A 17,075-nucleotide genomic window follows, 5' to 3' on the forward strand; every position below is an offset into this window, starting at 1 on the left:
ATACGATTTGGTATATCTTGCACGATCTCACCCACTAAAAAATGCTCACATACTGATGTATTCAACTATGGCAACTGCTTGATACTGATATTTTTATGATGAACCGTATGCTCTTAAATTATTGATAAATATATGAATTAAAAATAATATTGGCAAAGTTGTTAATCATAGCTTATGCTTTTAGTGGTTGCTAATCATGGAGAATAGTTATGAACGTTTGGAAGTCACTATGTGGTTTTTTGATCGCAGTATGTTACTTGCCTTTAGCCATCGCTGCAGGCTCACCTGCTGGAACCTGGACTACAATTGATGATAAAACAGGTGCCAAGAGAGCTGTAGTTAATTTGTCTATCTCTAATGGTGTTTTAAGCGGATATATAGTCAAAGTTTATCCGCAACCCGGTGATACTGGTATTTGTTCAAAATGCCCTGGAGCATTCAAAGATAAGAAAATTCAGGGAATTGGTTTTATCTGGGGATTAAAAGACGAAGGTAATGGTGTTTGGGGTGGTGGATCAATCCTGGATCCTAAAACGGGTAAAGTTTATAAAGCCAAAATAACCCTTCAAGGTAACAAACTGTATGTTAGAGGTTATGTTGGAGTTTCTGTTCTGGGTCGGACTCAAACCTGGATTAGATAAGTCGATTTTAAAAAATAACATAAAAAGGCACACTAAAGTGTGCCTTTTTTATTAAAAGCACATTACAATGATAGACCTGAAAAAGTTTATCTAATTTAACTATTGTGCCGCAACCATGCTAGAGCTTCAAACTTCTAAAAAATCAGTTGATCCCCTGAAAAGGCCACCTCACTCTGCAGAGGCAGAGCAATCTATTATTGGTGGTTTAATGCTGGATAATCAGGTTTGGGACAAAATCAGTACCAAATTATGTGAGGGAGATTTTTATCGTACGGAACATCGAATTTTATTTCGTTCTATTGCCGCTTTAGCCAAAAAGGATCAACCCTTTGATGTCGTGACTCTTCTTGATGCTTTAAAGTCTCATAATGAATTGGATGATGCTGGCGGTGAAGCTTATTTATTTGAATTGGCGAATAATACCCCAAGTGTCGCTAACGTGTCGGCCTACGCAGATATCGTACGAGAAAAATCAGTCCAACGACAGTTAATCGCTGTAGCGACAGAGATTGCTGATTCAGCATATAATCCCGTAGGAAGGCAAGTACCTGAATTATTGGATTTGGCAGAATCTAAAGTATTTGCCATCGGGGAGCAAACCGGAGGCGATGGTGGTCCTGAAAATATTAAATCGATTTTAGTTCGCGCAGTCGAAAAAATCGATGCTCTGTATCACAGTGGCGATGCAATTACCGGGCTGCCAACGGGACTATCGGATTTAGATGAAATGACATCAGGCTTGCAGCCATCCGATCTCGTTATCGTTGCGGGTCGTCCGTCCATGGGTAAAACAACATTAGTTATGAATATGGCGGAGCATGCTGCGATTAAAGTGGGTAAACCAGTATTGGTTTTTTCTATGGAAATGCCCTCGGATTCACTGGCGATGAGAATGATGTCTTCTCTGGGGCGTATCGATCAGCATCGTATTAGAACCGGTAAACTGGATGATGATGATTGGCCTCGTGTTACCTCTGCCGTACACATGCTTTCTGAAGCACCGTTTTTTATTGATGATACTCCAGCGTTAAGTCCCGGGGAAATGAGAGCTCGTGCCAGACGCTTGGCAAAAGAGCATGGCGCTTTGGGATTAATCGTAGTGGATTATTTGCAATTAATGAAAGTACCAGGTTTTGGTGCTGACAACAGAACTGCGGAAATATCTGAAATTTCACGAAGCTTGAAATCTCTGGCCAAGGAATTACAGGTACCTGTAATTGCCTTGTCCCAGTTGAATCGAAGTTTGGAGCAACGCGCTGATAAACGTCCAGTTATGTCTGACTTAAGGGAATCGGGCGCTATTGAGCAGGATGCGGACTTAATCTGCTTTATTTATCGAGACGAGGTCTATAATGAGGATAGTCCTGATAAAGGCACGGCTGAAATTATCATCGCCAAGCAAAGAAATGGACCAATTGGTAAAGTTCGAGTAGCGTTCCTTGGTAAATTTACTCGATTTGAGGATTTGGCTTTCAATGGGTATCAAGGGGTAGATTAAGGTGTCAAGACCTACCAGACTGGTAATAGAACCCAGTGCGCTATTGCATAATTTATTACAGATACGGCGATTTGCTCCAGGTAAAAAAATAATTGCCATGGTTAAAGCCAATGCCTATGGCTGCGGTATTAAAGCGGTAATCCCTGTACTCGAAGGGCAGGTAGATGGCTTCGGAGTTGCCTGCCTTGAAGAAGCCCTAGCCATCAGAGCAATGGGGAGTCAGACTCAATGCATCCTTTTTCAGGGAGTATTCAGTCCTGATGAATTATTAATCGTCGCTCAAAATCAATTCGGTTGCGTACTGCATCATCCTCATCAATTAGAATGGCTTATGAATACTCCGTTACCTACCCCAATTAAACTATGGGTTAAGGTCAATACGGGTATGCATCGATTAGGATTTAAAGTCCAGGAAATTCAGGACATAATGAGTGCCTTGCAATCCTGTCCATGGGTTGATAAGGATATTGGGTTAATGACTCATTTGGCTTGTGCTGATGAATCTCATAGACAAGAGAATCTTCACCAGATTTCTTTATTTGAGAATATAAACGTACCTGGATTCAGTCAGCGCAGTGTTGCCAATTCAGCAGCGATCATTTCATTTCCAGAAACTCATGGTGATGTGGTAAGGCCTGGCATTATGCTGTATGGCGTGTCACCGTTTGCACATCAGACGGCTCCGGAATTGGGACTCATTCCGGTAATGCGCTTTATGTCTGCTATTAGTGCCATCCATTACCATCCTGCTCATGCTCAAGTGGGTTATGGCGGCACGTGGAAAAGTGATAAACCTTCAGTGATAGGCATTGTCGCGGCAGGATACGGTGATGGATATCCCAGACATATCACTCCCGGGACACCGGTCTGGGTTTGTGGCAGAGAAGTGGTTATTGTCGGTAGAGTATCCATGGATATGATGGCAGTTGATTTAACGGATCATCCTGAAGTTAAAATAGGTGATCCGGTTGAACTTTGGGGAAATCATATTCTGGTTGAACGAATTGCGCAATCTGCTGGAACTATAGGCTATGAATTGTTATGCCAGATCTCCGAACGGGTGCGTCACGATTAGTGTCTTGATAGGATTTTATCTTTGCTGGTTTCTATTTATGAAACTGTAATTTGAGGTGAAATACCAAACTATGGATAATATCTGATCGTGATGGTAGAATGACAACCGATTTGTAACTCATTAATCAGGTGAACTGTAATGAAAAAATTAACTGTTGCATCGTTATCTTTGTCGTTTTTGTTAGTTGGTTGTGCGCCAATAAATAATGAAGGCGTAGGTACAATTTCAGGTGGTGTTGTCGGTGGATTATTAGGCAGTCAATTTGGCGGCGGTTCAGGAAAAGTAATGGCTGCAGCTGGAGGCGCTCTTTTAGGGGCTTACTTAGGCGGTCAAATTGGTAAAACTATGGACAGGCAGGATCGTCTGGAGATGCAGCGCGCTTTAGAAACTGCTCCAACAGGCAGGGCAGTGGTATGGTCTAATCCTGATAATGGAAATCGTTATACGGTACAACCAACAAGAACCTATTATCAAGCACAACAACCTTGTCGTGAATACATAACCAAAGCCTTAATCGGCGGTAAAACACAGCAAATCTACGGTAAGGCATGTCGTCAGGCCGATGGTTCCTGGCGTGTAGTGAATTAATTTGTTGTTTATTTTCAAATAATAAATAAATTAGGGGCTATTGACATTTCATTATGTTCAAGTCTACTTTCCGCGACTTGTTCGCGGAATCGATAGATCTTTCGCAAAACAAGAATATATTGCGCCTATAAAGAGTGAATTGGATCCCGCGAACAAGTCGCGGGATGTCGAAACTTGAATTGTCAACAGACCCTGGTTTTTATCTTTTTATACAAGGGGTATAGACCTTGCCCCCAATACTTCCTTTTAACAAACTCAAATATATTTTTATCCTAAAGTTTCGAGTTATTCGTCTAAGTGTGTAGTTAATTAACCTGATAAGGTATTTCCCTGGTTCAGTGATTAAATAATAAGCAACATTATCTAAAGAGCTCATCTGTTGTGCTATATTTATACAGTAAGTTGGCAATAATGGTACTTTGTACTCATGGAGAGTGAAATGGCTCACTTAATTTACAGTTTGTTACCCATGCCACCACGGAAAATTGTTTACATCCATCCTCACGAAAGTGTAAAAAGATGTATTGATTTAATGGTGGATCACGATATAGGCGCAGTTGTGGTCGTCGATGAGAATAATCAACTGGTTGGTATTGTTAGTGAACGAGATATTGTGCGATCCTGTTTGCATCGGTGTGTCGATCTCAATACAGGCAGAGTATCTGAAATAGTCTACTCGAATGTCAGCATACTCAGTCCCCATGATACTGTTGAAAAAGCCATGCAAATAATCACCCAGACGAAAAGAAGACATCTTCTGATTCGTGAAAACGAAGAGTTTCTGGCAATATTGTCCATTGGAGATTTGCTTTTGCATTTACTCGATGACAAAGCAAGAGTAATAGAGCATCTGGAACAGTACATTCATATGTAAATTGTGTTCTTTCTCAATTGTACAATGAGCGCACCTATATTTGTTGGCCATTTGATTCTTGAATTCATTGTAGACACTTCATTGCTCAAAATGATTCCCGAGTGCTATAGTAAACTTTTGAATTAAATAATTAATCTATGACTACAACATTACGGATCTTTTTTTTGTTTCTGGCGGTATGCATCAATCTTTGTGCAGCTGATACTCCCTCCGTCTGGTATACCTCCAAAGGAGATAAAGAGGTCACTATTAATGTTGAATTGTACTTATCTACGACGTGTAAGTATTGTCATAAAGCAGATGCGTTTTTTACTGAATTGCAAGCGAATACTCCCTGGTTGCATATACAGCGTTATGTGATTAACGAAGATAAAAACGCACTGACTCGGTTTAATCAATTACTTTCAGAACAGAATATGTACGATTTTAGTGTGCCTTCTGTATTTTTTTGTAATTCGCGCTGGATTGGATTTGCATCAAATCAGACTACAGGAAAAGATCTGCTCCGAGGATTGACCTACTGTAAAAATGAAATTGAAAAAAAAGGAACATTATCACCAGTTACCGTTAATGTATTAAAACGCTGGGCACATGCTAATTTGTTTGATTCATCGATGATAGAAAAGCCATCAGCAGCCAAATATATTGGAACCATTGCACTAATGGATGCTTTTAATCCTTGTGCTTTCTTTTGCCTCGCTGGATTTTTTGCCCTTCTTTTTCTTCAGGAGGAGAGAAAAAATCAGTTTATGGCAGGGATATTATTTATTTTGACTGTTGGGGGCGTACATTATTTCCAACAAGCTCATGCGAGTACTTTTTTTGGATTGTTTCCTTTACTTCGTGTGCCGGCAGCATTAACGGGTTTATTTACCTTTTATCTGGCTGGGCAGTATTATAGAAAGCGCTCATCAGCTCATTTATTCTTTTTATTAACTTTTTTACTGGCATTTATGATTCAGTCCTATCAACAAACCTGCATCATGAACTGGTCGTATATTTTTGGGCAATGGTTATATAATCAGCAGTTAAATAATGCTCAATTGATAGCGTATCAATTAGCATATCAGGGTATTTATTTATTATTTTTGTTTATTACTCTTGTGTTCTACATCTTGCTCATTCGTATGGAATTTTTAGCAAAGTTCCGGAATCAGTTGAAGACGATTGGATTATTATACATTATGGCTATAGGATTAATGTTAATCATTTATCCCTTGGCCTTGGCTAACTTGGTACTGTCTTTAATTACGGTACTCGTATTATTTGTTTGTGGTTGGATTTTAAGCAGATTCCGAGGGCAGTGAAACGATTGAACAATAAAATAAATGCAGCGTTTTGATCCTTTCTGGATTTGTAGAATACACTTAATTATGGATAAGGTCATCACACTGAGTGATGTATAGGGAGGAATTCCTGATATGGATGATTCAAAATACACGCATTTATTTCCGATTGCCATAGAAGTCCAGCAAGGTGAGCAATACTATTGGTGCAGTTGTGGCAGAAGTAATAACCAACCTTTTTGTGATAAACAAGATTGTGGGACACAATCGGTATATTATTTAGCTGATTTATCAGAAGAAGTTTATTTTTGTAATTGCAAACAAACTAAAAATCCGCCACTTTGTGATGGATCGCATGCTAAATTATTACTTGAAATAGTAAAAAAAAGACAGAATAAATGACTTAAGAAAAGGATTTCTTAAATGATCGATCAAGAGCTTAAGAAGAAAATAATTAATACCATTGGTCGTTATGAAACAAAATGCGACAAAATGCAATTGCAGATTAATGCATTAAAAAATGCAATCAATCAATTGATCATCACACCCTTGGGTGTTCATTATGATATGGATGAGCAACTTTCTAAATTTCGTGATCAACTGGATGCAGAATTTGATCCTGCTGCATTGGAAAAAAAGGTAAATGCTCTGGTTGAATTATTTACCAAAATAAAAAATAAAAACACTGAAAGCTCCAGGATGATTTCAGGTTTAATTAAACAAGGTGTTGATTCGGTAAGTCGTCTTGCCAATAAATCTCATGATAAAAGAGCCGTGACCAAACTACAAAAAATGCTGGATTCAGAAGTAGAGAATCAGGCTATTCTGGTTCATTTTAATCAAGTACTTACCCAATGTGTGTCTTCGGTTATTAAAGATCTTGAGGAGCGCTCCAAGGATTCATCTACACCTCAGACATTAAATATTAAAGACGGACAAATTAGCTTAAAAATTAATGATAGCCTTTATCAGTTAATTGATCATTTATCCATTCCTCAGGATTTGGATGCCAAAAGAGAAGAGATAAAAATAATTTTGGAACATCAATTAACCAATGAAGATTTAAATAAAATAATTGATGGATTAACGGATTTGGTTGTTGATGCTTTTAATTTAGAGCAAAACAGATTTAAAGGATTTCTTTACCAATTAACCAATCAGCTTCATGATTTTGATCTGTATTTAAAGAAATCCTCAAAAAACAGTAAGGATTCTTCATCTGAATGCCGTCAATTAGAGCATGGGATTCAAGATAATATTGATCAGATTAAGAATCATTTGGACACTTCTAAAACCATTGAAGAGTTATCAGCAAAAATCAGTCAAAATCTGGATCATATCGGAGAACGAATAAGAACATTTCGAGAGAATGAACAATTGCGTGAAAAAGAATTGGAACAGCAGATTGTAACATTGCAATCAAAACTTGCCGATTCTGAGCATTATGCAGATGAGATAAAGAATCTTCTTTCTTTTCAAAAATACAAAATAAATCATGATAGTTTAACGAGCTTGCCGAATCGTGAAGCTTACGAAGAGCATATTCTCGATTCATTTCAGCGATGGAAAGTTCATTCCAGAGTTTTATCCCTGGCTGTAGGGGATATTGATCACTTCAAATACATCAATGATAATTTTGGTCATTTGGCTGGGGATAAGGTTCTCAAAAAGGTAGCCATGATTTTGAGATCGTCTGTTCGCAAGCTTGATTTTATTGCTCGATTTGGCGGTGAGGAATTCGTGTTCATTTTTGAAGATACTCCAGGGCATCAGGCTCATTCTGTTTTGGAGAATTTACGAAAACTCGTCGAAGACTGTCAGTTTTATTATCGAGATAAAAAAGTTGATGTAACCATTTCTTTTGGTTTGACAACTGTTGTCGATGGAGATGATATTGAAAGTTTATTCATGCGAGCTGATAAAGCGATGTATACAGCCAAAAATAGTGGACGAAATCGAATTGAAATACTTTAATGATGCTTGTAAAGAGTGCTTTTGTGCTCGATTAGTCCTTTTGCTTGAAGTAAATTAGACTTGATCTTGTACCCATGATTTGGGATTATCTAAATTCTTGGTTTTTAGGGCATTACTATGAGTAAACTGATTGATATTCCAGTTGTTGTTGAAAGCGGGCAAAAATATAAAACCTCAAATGGGGTTACCGCAATTAAAGATGGAGTGAAGTCAACCGGTCTCGCTCATGAGCGCTTGCCAAAACCCAAATGGTTACGAATTGTAAATCACACCACTCCTGCATACAACCAGGTTAAGGAACAGGTGCAAAAGCATCGTCTGGCCACGGTATGTGAGGAAGCCAAATGCCCTAACATCGCTGAATGTTGGTCGCATGGAACCGCTACTATTATGCTCATGGGGGCTGTTTGTACTCGAGCATGCAAATTTTGTGCTGTTGATACCGGGAATCCTCACGGGTGGCTTGACAAGGACGAGCCTGATAACACCGCGAATACCGTTGCTCTTATGAATCTTGATTATGTTGTTTTAACCTCGGTCAACAGAGATGATTTACCTGATGGTGGAGCAAATCATTATGCCAAAACAATTCAAGCGATCAAACAACGTTCTCCACGAACCAAAGTCGAGGCATTGACTCCAGATTTTCAGGGTATTGAACGCGATGTAGCCGTTCTTCTGGATAGCGGTGTTGATGTTTTTGCGCAAAATGTAGAGACGGTAGAGCGTTTGACCCACCCAGTTCGAGATAATCGAGCGGGATATCATCAAACGTTAAAAGTATTGGCTTATGCAAAACGTTACCGACCTGATGTTTTAACCAAAACCAGTCTGATGCTGGGCTTGGGAGAAACGACTGAAGAAATCATTCAGACTATGGATGATTTGCGAGCTCATCAAGTGGATATTTTAACTTTAGGGCAGTACCTTCAACCGACAAAAAATCATTTGCCAATTGCACGTTATGTAACCCCGGAAACATTTGCCGAATTAAGACAAATTGGCTTGGAAAAAGGCTTTTTTGAAGTAGCCTCCGGACCTTTAGTACGTTCCAGTTACAGAGCCGATCGTGTTTTCAAAAGAGATAATTTAGGTTTGGAAGAACCTAAGTAATGATTCAAGTAGAGTTCATTAGGGGCTGTTGACATTTCATTATATTCAAACCTACTTTCCGCGATTTGTTCGCGGAATCGATAGATATTGCTCAAAACAAGAATATATTGCGCCTATAAAGATTGAATTGGATCCCGTGAACAAGTCGCGGGACGTTGAAACATGAATTGTCAACAGCCCCTAGTATAATTAAATGCCTCATATTCTGGTTCAACTTCTGTAACAACTGGTATATAATGAGCCCAATTTGGTTTTATTAGAGACAGTTGATTGAATGACTTTTAAAGAATGGTGTTTTGAGGTCTTGGGTATTGTTGAGTTTACTGAAGGAAAGATCCTCAATTGCGTCCTTATCCCTGCATTAGCTGATCGGACCATAACGATGTCTCCATTGGTTGAGGAAGCAGGGGGACGCTGTTTCAACATTCCTTATCACGGCGTAATTATTATCCCTTTTGATAACTACCAATGTCTATTGAATCAGCTGCAGGGGATTTATTGGACAACTAATTTATTGCAGCAATCTTTTGAACTGTGGCTCAATAACTATTTTTTACTTATGGGCGTCGACTTAATTCGATTGAGAGAATATAAGGATTTCTCATCGATTCATCTCACTTTTAGTTCGCCTCAATCACAATTTAATTTTATCTCTCAGTATAATTATCTAGATCCCCTCATTAGCTATAATCCTATATTACAAACTGAATCGCTCCAGGTACCTGCCACAGTGATTTGGCATTTATTAGGTGCATACTATAAGTCTCCCAGGGCTGAGATAAAACAAGTACAAAATGAGTCTGTAATGCAGAATCATTTAAATCATTTGCATCGATTAAAACAATTGATTGTGGACTATCAGTTACAAAGCCGATTGGATCAATCCATGATGCTAGCCAGAGATTTTTCCAATCACATTAAAAATGGAATAAAACTTGAAACCCCTCAAGCGGCGAGTGCTTACTCACTTTCATTAAAGATCTATGCAGAAGTTAATCGAGATAATTTAGCTCAATTCCAATATGACGGATTAAAATACGCCGCATCTCTTTTAGCTGCTTATACACCAGAAGGGAAATTACAGCAAAGTTTAAAAACTGACGCAAAATTCGTCAAATATCTGGATCAGCAATTGTTGAGTACTTTTTCAAGTCCTATTTTGATGGAATATCCTGTACTCAGAACATTATCTGGGGAAGTACAATGCCTTGCATTCTCATTAATAGAGCAAAATCTGAATGCAATGTTATATGGTTGTCCCTTTATCTGTGTAAGTGATAACTCTTATATTTCCATGCCCCGATTTTTTCCTGGCAGGGAAATGCAATCTGATACCGATGAGCTTATCTTTCAGGGCGGAGGAATGAGAGGACATTCGTCTGTTTTTAGAATAATCAAGGTTGGTTATTTGGCTGATGGTACTAGAGCTGGATTTAATGAAAAACCATCTTTTTATGAATATTTTAAAATTGAGGATAATTTGGGAATTGGTCCTTACGAAGTTAATCCATTTGAAAAAACATGTACAGGAACCTATGTAACTCAATTAGAGCCATTAATTTTTGAGAATGGTGTTTATAGCAAATCAAAACTCGATCCACGTAGCCAACCATTAGAATATCAACAGGCGATGGAATTTACTTTGAAAGAGTTAATCAGGGTGGAGCGTCAATTAAAACTGTATAGAAAGCCGGCTTTGATGCGCTCTGATACTTCTTTTTCCATTCCAGGCAGCGATGAAGCAAATGAATGGACTCGACTTAATGACCTCAGGCAGTTGCTTAGTGGGATATCATATTCTTTTCCTCTTGAATATTACAGCCAGGATCCTTTAAATCCATCGAAACGTTACCGGCGCACAGTCTGTAATCGAAGGCACTTTTATCAGGAGGGAGGAAGTTGTACTATATTTTCTCTTAAAAGCCTGGTAAACAGTGTGATTGGCAGTGAGCTGATGGCGTTGCACAGTAATTTTATGCAGTTAAGTGATTCTAAACAGCATATCCATTGGATTGATAGTAAAGTTGAATTGTTACAATTTTATCTTGCACGTTTTAATAAGTCCCGAAGTGTGGGCAATACTGTTGAAACGAGAGTCACAGAGCGCGAAGAAATAACGGCTTTACCCGATTTGGCAGTTCGAAATCGAGTTTCATTTTTTAATCCAAATCAGTCTGAGTCAGTTCACCCCAGCGATAAAGAAATAAACGACCCCAGTGTAACTACCTATAGAATATGAATAGAACCGTTTACTATTTCCTCTTTAAAGGACTAAAAATTGTTCATGCTAGTTCTATTCCTTTTTTCCTCATGCTCTTTTGTAATAAATAGGCGATAAATAGCATTAAAAGTCCAATACCCAAAGCGCAAATTCCCATGATGGAATAGTAGTTTTTATAATAGGGCAGGCTCTCCGTAGCACTTTGAATCTGTTCCGGTATGGCAACCCAGCCAGCAAGCCTTCCTGAAATTGCGTTGGACATGGAGCTTGCCAAATACCAGACTCCCATCGCAAATGCTATAGTGCGTCCATCACAATACAAGCCAATCATGCTTAAACCTATGGCGCTGACCCATAATTCTGCGATTGAAATTAAAATATACGTTAAGGCAATATAATTACCATTCACTATTCCCTCGGTTGCTTTGGTAGCAGCAAAAGCCATGATCAGTAAGGCCAAGCCAGAGAGCATGGTTCCTGCAGCAAATTGATAAGGAATAGTGAAACGGGAAAACATTTGGTAAAACCGGGGAAGCTGACTGCCTATTATTAATATTAATAAAGGATTGAGCATTTGATATTGTGCCGCAGAGACGCTTAACCCTAATAAATTATGATCGGAATTATTTTTGGCGAATAAAACCAGAGTGCTGTTCATTTGATTGTAAATGATAAAAAACACTACCGCTTCTATTATCAACAGCACTGCTATCATTTGTTTACTGCGAGTTTCACCAGTAAGCAGGGCTGTTTTTACTATAAACCAGAGGATTCCAACACTACAACCGACTGCAATCAAGGCGCTGGCCAGATACACATGGGAATAAGCGTATAAGGTCATTGAATAAATGACGGCAATATATGCTGTTAAACGAAAAATACCTTGTCTTGACAGTCTGGATGTATCCTTACCCCAGATAACCGATTCATAAATTGAGTATCGTTTGGCAAAATTTAATGCTGCTATAGATTTCCCTACAAAGGTCAGTGTCAATACTGACAAAGGCCCGTATCTGCTGTCTAATAATGCCGGTGCGATTAGAGTAGCCAGTAGTGCACCGACATTAATGGCCATATAATAATAAGTCATTGCGGATTTTGCTTTTATCGCATCATCCGAATAAATATGAGACACCATACTGGATGACGTGCCCATTAACAACGAATTGGTAGCCGGAATGAATGCAAAAGCAGCAATAAAAAACCGATCTCCCAATGAGCTTGTTGTGTATCCACTGAGCATTACCAGTAAATAAGCACATGCCAGCATGATGCTGCCAATAAGTATGGACCGTCTGATGCCCACAATTGAATCAGCCATATAACCACCTAATACAGGCATCAAATACCCCATTGCCTGGGCTACACCAATAAATGCGTACGCTTTAGCCTGGCTGTAACCTAGGCCTTGTGAAAGAATGGGGCGTGTCAGAAATAATATCAATACAGTATTGAGCGCGTAGACTGAGAATTGGCTCCAGAAGGTAATGAAGATAATATTATTGGTTTGTTTTTGTCTTAGACTTAATTCAGGAAGATAATTTTTAATCGCTTCAGATATCAATTTCACACCTCGTCCTTGAAAATACGTATCTAAACTGTTTTATGAGAACAGATTATCACTTCTTTGCAAGGACTACATCTATTATGTGAGTATCATGATAAGGGAAAGTGAAAATTTTACTGAACAGTCGTTTCAATCGCTGAATCAAAAAATATTTAGGTAACATGCGTATTGATAAGGTATTAAGAAACCAGGTGCCTTCGATACCAAATAGAGCCAATTCGTCAATGTTATTAAGCGTAATCGGTATTTCCAGACGTTTGTGATCAACAATGTCAAACTGATGTTGCTTAAAGGCGAGCATCAATTCATCGAGGTTAGCGGCAACCGTAGTATTTTTGACTATGGATTTATAATAATGACCAACCACACTACTCAATAAAGAGTCCTGGGCTATAAATTCAGCTAATTGCTGTTGCGCGACAGGAAATGAATCATAGGTCGTGGTGATCATTGAATAATGACCTGTAGCCCGTGTTAGCAGTTTTGCTTCATCAAATAATACATTGATGGGTATATAGGCATTAATGAAATGAGCAAGAACCAAATCCTGACTGTGCGGAGGCAAGAATTTACTTGCATCAGCGGCACTGGTTTCTATGGTTTTTAACGTTAAGGTTTCACTGGCACGTTTTAACATTTCAGAAGAAACGTCGATACCAGTAAATTCTGCTGACGGCATAATGCTTTGAAGTTTGCGCAGAAAAGCACCGTCGCCAACTCCCAGATCAAGAACTTTATAATTGGGTTTTACACCCAAATGAAATTTCCTCATCTGTTCAATAGCAACATGATGACTCTCACTAATAGCTCCAAAGCGATTAGCGGTAGCATAATTCTCGGCGATTTGGTTATACATGGCCTTCAAGGACATGCAAAATTCCTGTTTAATACTATTTTTCAAGTATATCCTTAAATCGGGGCAAATGGCGACAGGTGAATGATGAAAATATTAGGATGAAAAGTATTTTTATAATTATTCCGGGTGAATATAATGCTTATGAGTCGCATAGAAAATATTATGACATTATGGGCTTATTTTGATTGGCTGTCTTGTGTTTGATCAATTCAATTCAGTTAACTTATTGAAAAACATATAATTTTGGCATTTACTGCTTATCTTTAAGAAATCCTTGAGCCGTAAATGAATCTAAAAGGTTGAATATAATGTACTATTTGTTTTAATTTAGACTATAAATGGACTGGATCTGATATTTTGAAATTAAATGATAATTATGAATGAATATAAAAATTCAATTTAGGCTATAAAGCAAGTAATGTGTTATTTTGGCTTGATGACTTGTATAATCGGCATTTTTTTTAATGTATACTTCGAGTAATTTTAATTTCCGCTTTTTGTAAAGTAAATTAATTAGCTTATTACTAATATATAAAAAGTTGTATTTTTATTCTTTTTAGCGATTGGTTATTAACGTGCAATCAGTATCATAGGAATTTATTCTAAAAATAATGAGGTTTTTTTATGAGTTGTTTTGTCATTGCAGAAGCAGGAGTCAATCATAATGGTGATATTCAATTAGCTAAAGAGCTGGTACATGCTGCAAAAGATTCTGGTGCAAATGCAGTTAAATTTCAAACATTTAAAGCGGATACTTTAGTCAACAAAAAAGCCGAAAAGGCCCAATATCAAAAAATTAATGCTTCAAATTCCAGTACTCAGCATGAAATGTTAAAGGCTCTGGAGCTTTCTGAAGATGATCATTATTTATTGAGTGAATTAGCTGCATCCCTTGATATTGAGTTTATGTCAACGGGGTTTGATGAAGATACGATCGATTTCCTGGTATCAATTGGTGTAAAACGACTTAAAGTACCTTCAGGTGAAATCACCAATATCCCTTACTTAGAGCATATTGCTCAAAAAGGACTTCCGCTGATTATGTCCACGGGAATGTGCGATATTGATGAAGTGCGACAAGCAGTGAATACAGTGAGTCCTTTTTTAGGTAGTAGAATAAAGGAAGATCTTGTTTTATTACATTGTACGTCAAACTATCCAGCAGCATACAAAGATGTAAATTTAAGAGCAATGCAAACTCTTGCAAAAGAGTTTAATTTACCCGTCGGATATTCAGATCATACGCTAGGAATTTTAGTACCTACTTTAGCAGTAGGATTAGGGGCGTGCGTTATTGAAAAACACTTTACATTGGATAAAACACTTGCTGGTCCAGATCATGCGGCTTCTATGATGCCAGAAGAGTTGAAACAATTAGTGCAAGCTATAAAAGATACAGAATCTGCTCTGGGCTCTGATGAAAAAAAACCAGCTGATAATGAACTACCAATCAGAGAGTTAGTACGTAGAAGTGTAACCTTAAAGCATGATTTATCTAAAGGATCCTATATTTCAAAGGATGATTTAATTTTACTAAGACCTGGCACTGGAATTTCCCCAGCAGCAATGCCCAAAGTTTTTGGTGCAAAACTCAAGGTAGATCTTCCTGAAGGCAGTACATTGTTATGGGAACATATAGAAGCATGATACGAAGAAAAATAATCTACGTTTCTGGTACCAGGGCAGATTATGGACTCATGCGAGAAGTACTCAAGAGACTGGATTCGTCTAAACATATTGAGCTTTTGGTTTGTGTGACAGGTATGCATCTATCTTCAGTTTATGGAAATACTGTTGAAGAAATTGAATCAGATGGTTTGAAAATTTGTGGGCGTATCTCAGTAGATGTTGAAAATACTACTCATGCAATGATGTCCAAAACTATTGGCTATGAAATATTAGGGATGACTGAAATATTTGCACGAGAAAAGCCTGATTTGATTTTATTGCTTGGTGATAGAGGAGAGATGTTGGCTGCAGCGATTTCAGCAGTTCACTTAAACATCCCTTTAGTTCATTTGCATGGAGGAGAGCGTTCAGGCACAGTAGATGAAATGATCCGGCATGCAATCTCTAAATTATCTCATTATCACTTTGTTGCAACAGAAAATTCAAAGCAACGATTAATTAAGATGGGTGAACGACCAGACAGTGTATTTGTTGTTGGTGCACCAGGATTAGAAGGGATTAAAAATTATAATTTAACGGATGAAAAGTCAATTCTCCAGCGCTTTGGTTTTTCTTCGGACAAAAAGATTTGTTTATGTATCTATCATCCTGTCGTACAAGAATATAACGATTTGAAGAATCAATTTAGACATGTTTTAGATGCCGCTTTAGCTGTAGATCTTCAGGTTATCTGTTTGGAACCTAACTCAGATGCCGGTGGGCACTTGATTCGAGAAGTAATTAAAGAATACAGTGAATATCCTGAGGTCCGAATTATAAAACATTTACCAAGGGCTGAATTCATTGATTGTTTGGCTCAAGTTGACGTCATGTTAGGTAATTCAAGTAGCGGAATAATAGAGGCGGCTTCTTTTAATCTGCCTGTAGTTAATGTTGGCAGTAGACAAAATCTTCGAGATCGTAGTGATAATGTTATTGATGTTTCTACTTCTTATGATGCGATAAAGGCCGGCTTATATGAAGCATTGCAAAGAAGTGATGATGTTTATATAAATTGCTACGGAGATGGAATGACAAGTGAAAAATGTCATAAATTGCTAACAACCTTACCTTTAGATAACCATATATTGAATAAGTGTAATGCATACTAAATTGAAAATCATTGGATGTGGTGGGCATTCAAAGGTTGTAATTGATACATTATCAAGAACTTGCCACTCTTACGCTGTCTCACTTTGTGACAGTAATAAGGATTTGGTTGGTACTGAGATTTACGGAATTATAGTCGACTCAACAATGGATTCGTTATTGGATTATATTGGCTATGTGCATGTTGCTATTGGAAATAACCAGATCCGGGAACGGATTTATAATTCATTGAATTCTCAATCAATCCCCTTATCGATTATGCATCCGACAGCTGTCATATCTAAATTTTCTGTAATAGGATCAGGTTCATTTATTGCTGCAAATGCAATTCTGGGACCTGACAGTTTAATCGGTAAAGGATGCATTATAAACCATGGGTCGATTGTTGATCATGAAGTTCAAGTTGGCGCTTATACACATATAGCTCCTAATTGTACTTTAGGTGGAAGAGTGTGTGTTGGCAATGGAGTTTTGATCGGAGCCGGAGCGGTGGTTTTGCCTGGTATACATTTAGGTGATCGAGCGGTAGTTGGAGCTGGAGCAGTGGTTGTAAGAGATGTACCACCTGACTCTACAGTTAAAGGTGTGCCTGCAGCATGAAGGG

The 17,075-nt window shown here is 38.1% G+C and carries 15 protein-coding genes; 13 read left to right on the plus strand and 2 right to left on the minus strand.

The annotated features are described in order from the left end of the window. Positions 1-209: 209 nt before the first annotated feature. The 10 genes from G543_RS0113835 (at position 210) to G543_RS0113880 (ending at position 11,288) form a co-directional block, all read left to right on the plus strand. The gene (locus tag G543_RS0113835) at positions 210-641 is read left to right on the plus strand and encodes a DUF2147 domain-containing protein (protein ID WP_035922413.1); all 432 of its coding nucleotides are present in this window, start codon (positions 210-212) and stop codon (positions 639-641) included. Positions 642-756: 115 nt separating this feature from the next. Then, complete coding sequence (dnaB, locus tag G543_RS0113840) at positions 757-2,139, plus strand: replicative DNA helicase (RefSeq protein WP_028385046.1); 1,383 nt, start codon at positions 757-759, stop codon at positions 2,137-2,139. A gap of 1 nt (position 2,140) precedes the next feature. Further along, entirely contained in the window at positions 2,141-3,214 is a 1,074-nt protein-coding gene (gene alr / locus G543_RS0113845) for an alanine racemase (RefSeq protein WP_028385047.1), read from the plus strand. Positions 3,215-3,352: 138 nt separating this feature from the next. Further along, positions 3,353-3,802, plus strand: coding sequence for an RT0821/Lpp0805 family surface protein (locus G543_RS0113850; RefSeq protein WP_028385048.1), 450 nt, complete (start codon positions 3,353-3,355; stop codon positions 3,800-3,802). A 439-nt stretch (positions 3,803-4,241) separates the two neighbouring features. Then, positions 4,242-4,676, plus strand: a complete 435-nt coding sequence (locus tag G543_RS0113855) for a CBS domain-containing protein (RefSeq protein WP_028385049.1) — start codon at positions 4,242-4,244, stop codon at positions 4,674-4,676. Positions 4,677-4,813: 137 nt separating this feature from the next. Beyond that, the gene (locus G543_RS0113860) at positions 4,814-5,983 is read left to right on the plus strand and encodes a hypothetical protein (RefSeq protein ID WP_028385050.1); all 1,170 of its coding nucleotides are present in this window, start codon (positions 4,814-4,816) and stop codon (positions 5,981-5,983) included. 114 nt (positions 5,984-6,097) lie between these two features. Continuing rightward, entirely contained in the window at positions 6,098-6,364 is a 267-nt protein-coding gene (locus G543_RS0113865; RefSeq protein WP_028385051.1) for a CDGSH iron-sulfur domain-containing protein, read from the plus strand. Between the two features lie 21 nt (positions 6,365-6,385). Then, positions 6,386-7,936, plus strand: a complete 1,551-nt coding sequence (locus tag G543_RS0113870; protein ID WP_028385052.1) for a GGDEF domain-containing protein — start codon at positions 6,386-6,388, stop codon at positions 7,934-7,936. Positions 7,937-8,053: 117 nt separating this feature from the next. Beyond that, on the plus strand, positions 8,054-9,049 hold the full coding sequence (gene lipA, locus G543_RS0113875; RefSeq protein WP_028385053.1) for a lipoyl synthase: 996 nt from the start codon (positions 8,054-8,056) through the stop codon (positions 9,047-9,049). A 274-nt stretch (positions 9,050-9,323) separates the two neighbouring features. Continuing rightward, a complete protein-coding gene (locus G543_RS0113880; RefSeq protein WP_028385054.1) occupies positions 9,324-11,288 on the plus strand; it encodes a hypothetical protein in 1,965 nt (654 codons plus the stop codon). 43 nt (positions 11,289-11,331) lie between these two features. Here the strand turns inward: G543_RS0113880 and G543_RS0113885 are convergent, their stop codons facing one another. Both G543_RS0113885 and G543_RS0113890 read right to left on the minus strand, forming a co-directional pair. Next, entirely contained in the window at positions 11,332-12,840 is a 1,509-nt protein-coding gene (locus G543_RS0113885; protein WP_115343541.1) for a peptide MFS transporter, read from the minus strand. Between the two features lie 49 nt (positions 12,841-12,889). After that, a complete protein-coding gene (locus G543_RS0113890) occupies positions 12,890-13,708 on the minus strand; it encodes a methyltransferase domain-containing protein (RefSeq protein WP_028385056.1) in 819 nt (272 codons plus the stop codon). A 609-nt stretch (positions 13,709-14,317) separates the two neighbouring features. Here G543_RS0113890 and neuB point away from each other — a divergent pair. The 3 genes from neuB to G543_RS0113905 are packed head-to-tail and all read left to right on the plus strand — an operon-like array spanning position 14,318 to position 17,071. Then, on the plus strand, positions 14,318-15,340 hold the full coding sequence (gene neuB, locus G543_RS0113895; RefSeq protein ID WP_028385057.1) for an N-acetylneuraminate synthase: 1,023 nt from the start codon (positions 14,318-14,320) through the stop codon (positions 15,338-15,340). Continuing rightward, positions 15,337-16,473 carry a UDP-N-acetylglucosamine 2-epimerase gene (gene neuC / locus G543_RS0113900; protein ID WP_035922416.1) on the plus strand — a complete coding sequence of 379 codons (1,137 nt, stop codon included), beginning with the start codon at positions 15,337-15,339 and terminating at the stop codon, positions 16,471-16,473. Before neuB ends, neuC begins: the two co-directional genes overlap by 4 nt. Beyond that, positions 16,463-17,071: an acetyltransferase gene (locus G543_RS0113905; protein ID WP_028385059.1), complete on the plus strand. Its 609-nt coding sequence runs from the start codon at positions 16,463-16,465 to the stop codon at positions 17,069-17,071. The genes neuC and G543_RS0113905 overlap by 11 nt, the downstream gene beginning before the upstream one ends. Positions 17,072-17,075 lie beyond the last annotated feature (4 nt).

The sequence above is a fragment of the Legionella moravica DSM 19234 genome, from assembly GCF_000423305.1.
Lineage (GTDB): Bacteria > Pseudomonadota > Gammaproteobacteria > Legionellales > Legionellaceae > Legionella > Legionella moravica.

Excerpts from the sequence above, each read along its gene's own strand:
- G543_RS0113835 (WP_035922413.1), top strand. The coding sequence starts at position 210 with ATGAACGTTTGGAAGTCACTATGTGGTTTTTTGATCGCAGTATGTTAC.
- dnaB (WP_028385046.1), top strand. The coding sequence starts at position 757 with ATGCTAGAGCTTCAAACTTCTAAAAAATCAGTTGATCCCCTGAAAAGG.
- G543_RS0113850 (WP_028385048.1), top strand. The coding sequence starts at position 3,353 with ATGAAAAAATTAACTGTTGCATCGTTATCTTTGTCGTTTTTGTTAGTT.
- G543_RS0113855 (WP_028385049.1), top strand. The coding sequence starts at position 4,242 with ATGGCTCACTTAATTTACAGTTTGTTACCCATGCCACCACGGAAAATT.
- G543_RS0113860 (WP_028385050.1), top strand. The coding sequence starts at position 4,814 with ATGACTACAACATTACGGATCTTTTTTTTGTTTCTGGCGGTATGCATC.
- G543_RS0113865 (WP_028385051.1), top strand. The coding sequence starts at position 6,098 with ATGGATGATTCAAAATACACGCATTTATTTCCGATTGCCATAGAAGTC.
- G543_RS0113870 (WP_028385052.1), top strand. The coding sequence starts at position 6,386 with ATGATCGATCAAGAGCTTAAGAAGAAAATAATTAATACCATTGGTCGT.
- lipA (WP_028385053.1), top strand. The coding sequence starts at position 8,054 with ATGAGTAAACTGATTGATATTCCAGTTGTTGTTGAAAGCGGGCAAAAA.
- G543_RS0113880 (WP_028385054.1), top strand. The coding sequence starts at position 9,324 with ATGACTTTTAAAGAATGGTGTTTTGAGGTCTTGGGTATTGTTGAGTTT.
- G543_RS0113890 (WP_028385056.1), bottom strand. The coding sequence starts at position 13,708 with ATGTCCTTGAAGGCCATGTATAACCAAATCGCCGAGAATTATGCTACC.
- neuB (WP_028385057.1), top strand. The coding sequence starts at position 14,318 with ATGAGTTGTTTTGTCATTGCAGAAGCAGGAGTCAATCATAATGGTGAT.
- neuC (WP_035922416.1), top strand. The coding sequence starts at position 15,337 with ATGATACGAAGAAAAATAATCTACGTTTCTGGTACCAGGGCAGATTAT.
- G543_RS0113905 (WP_028385059.1), top strand. The coding sequence starts at position 16,463 with ATGCATACTAAATTGAAAATCATTGGATGTGGTGGGCATTCAAAGGTT.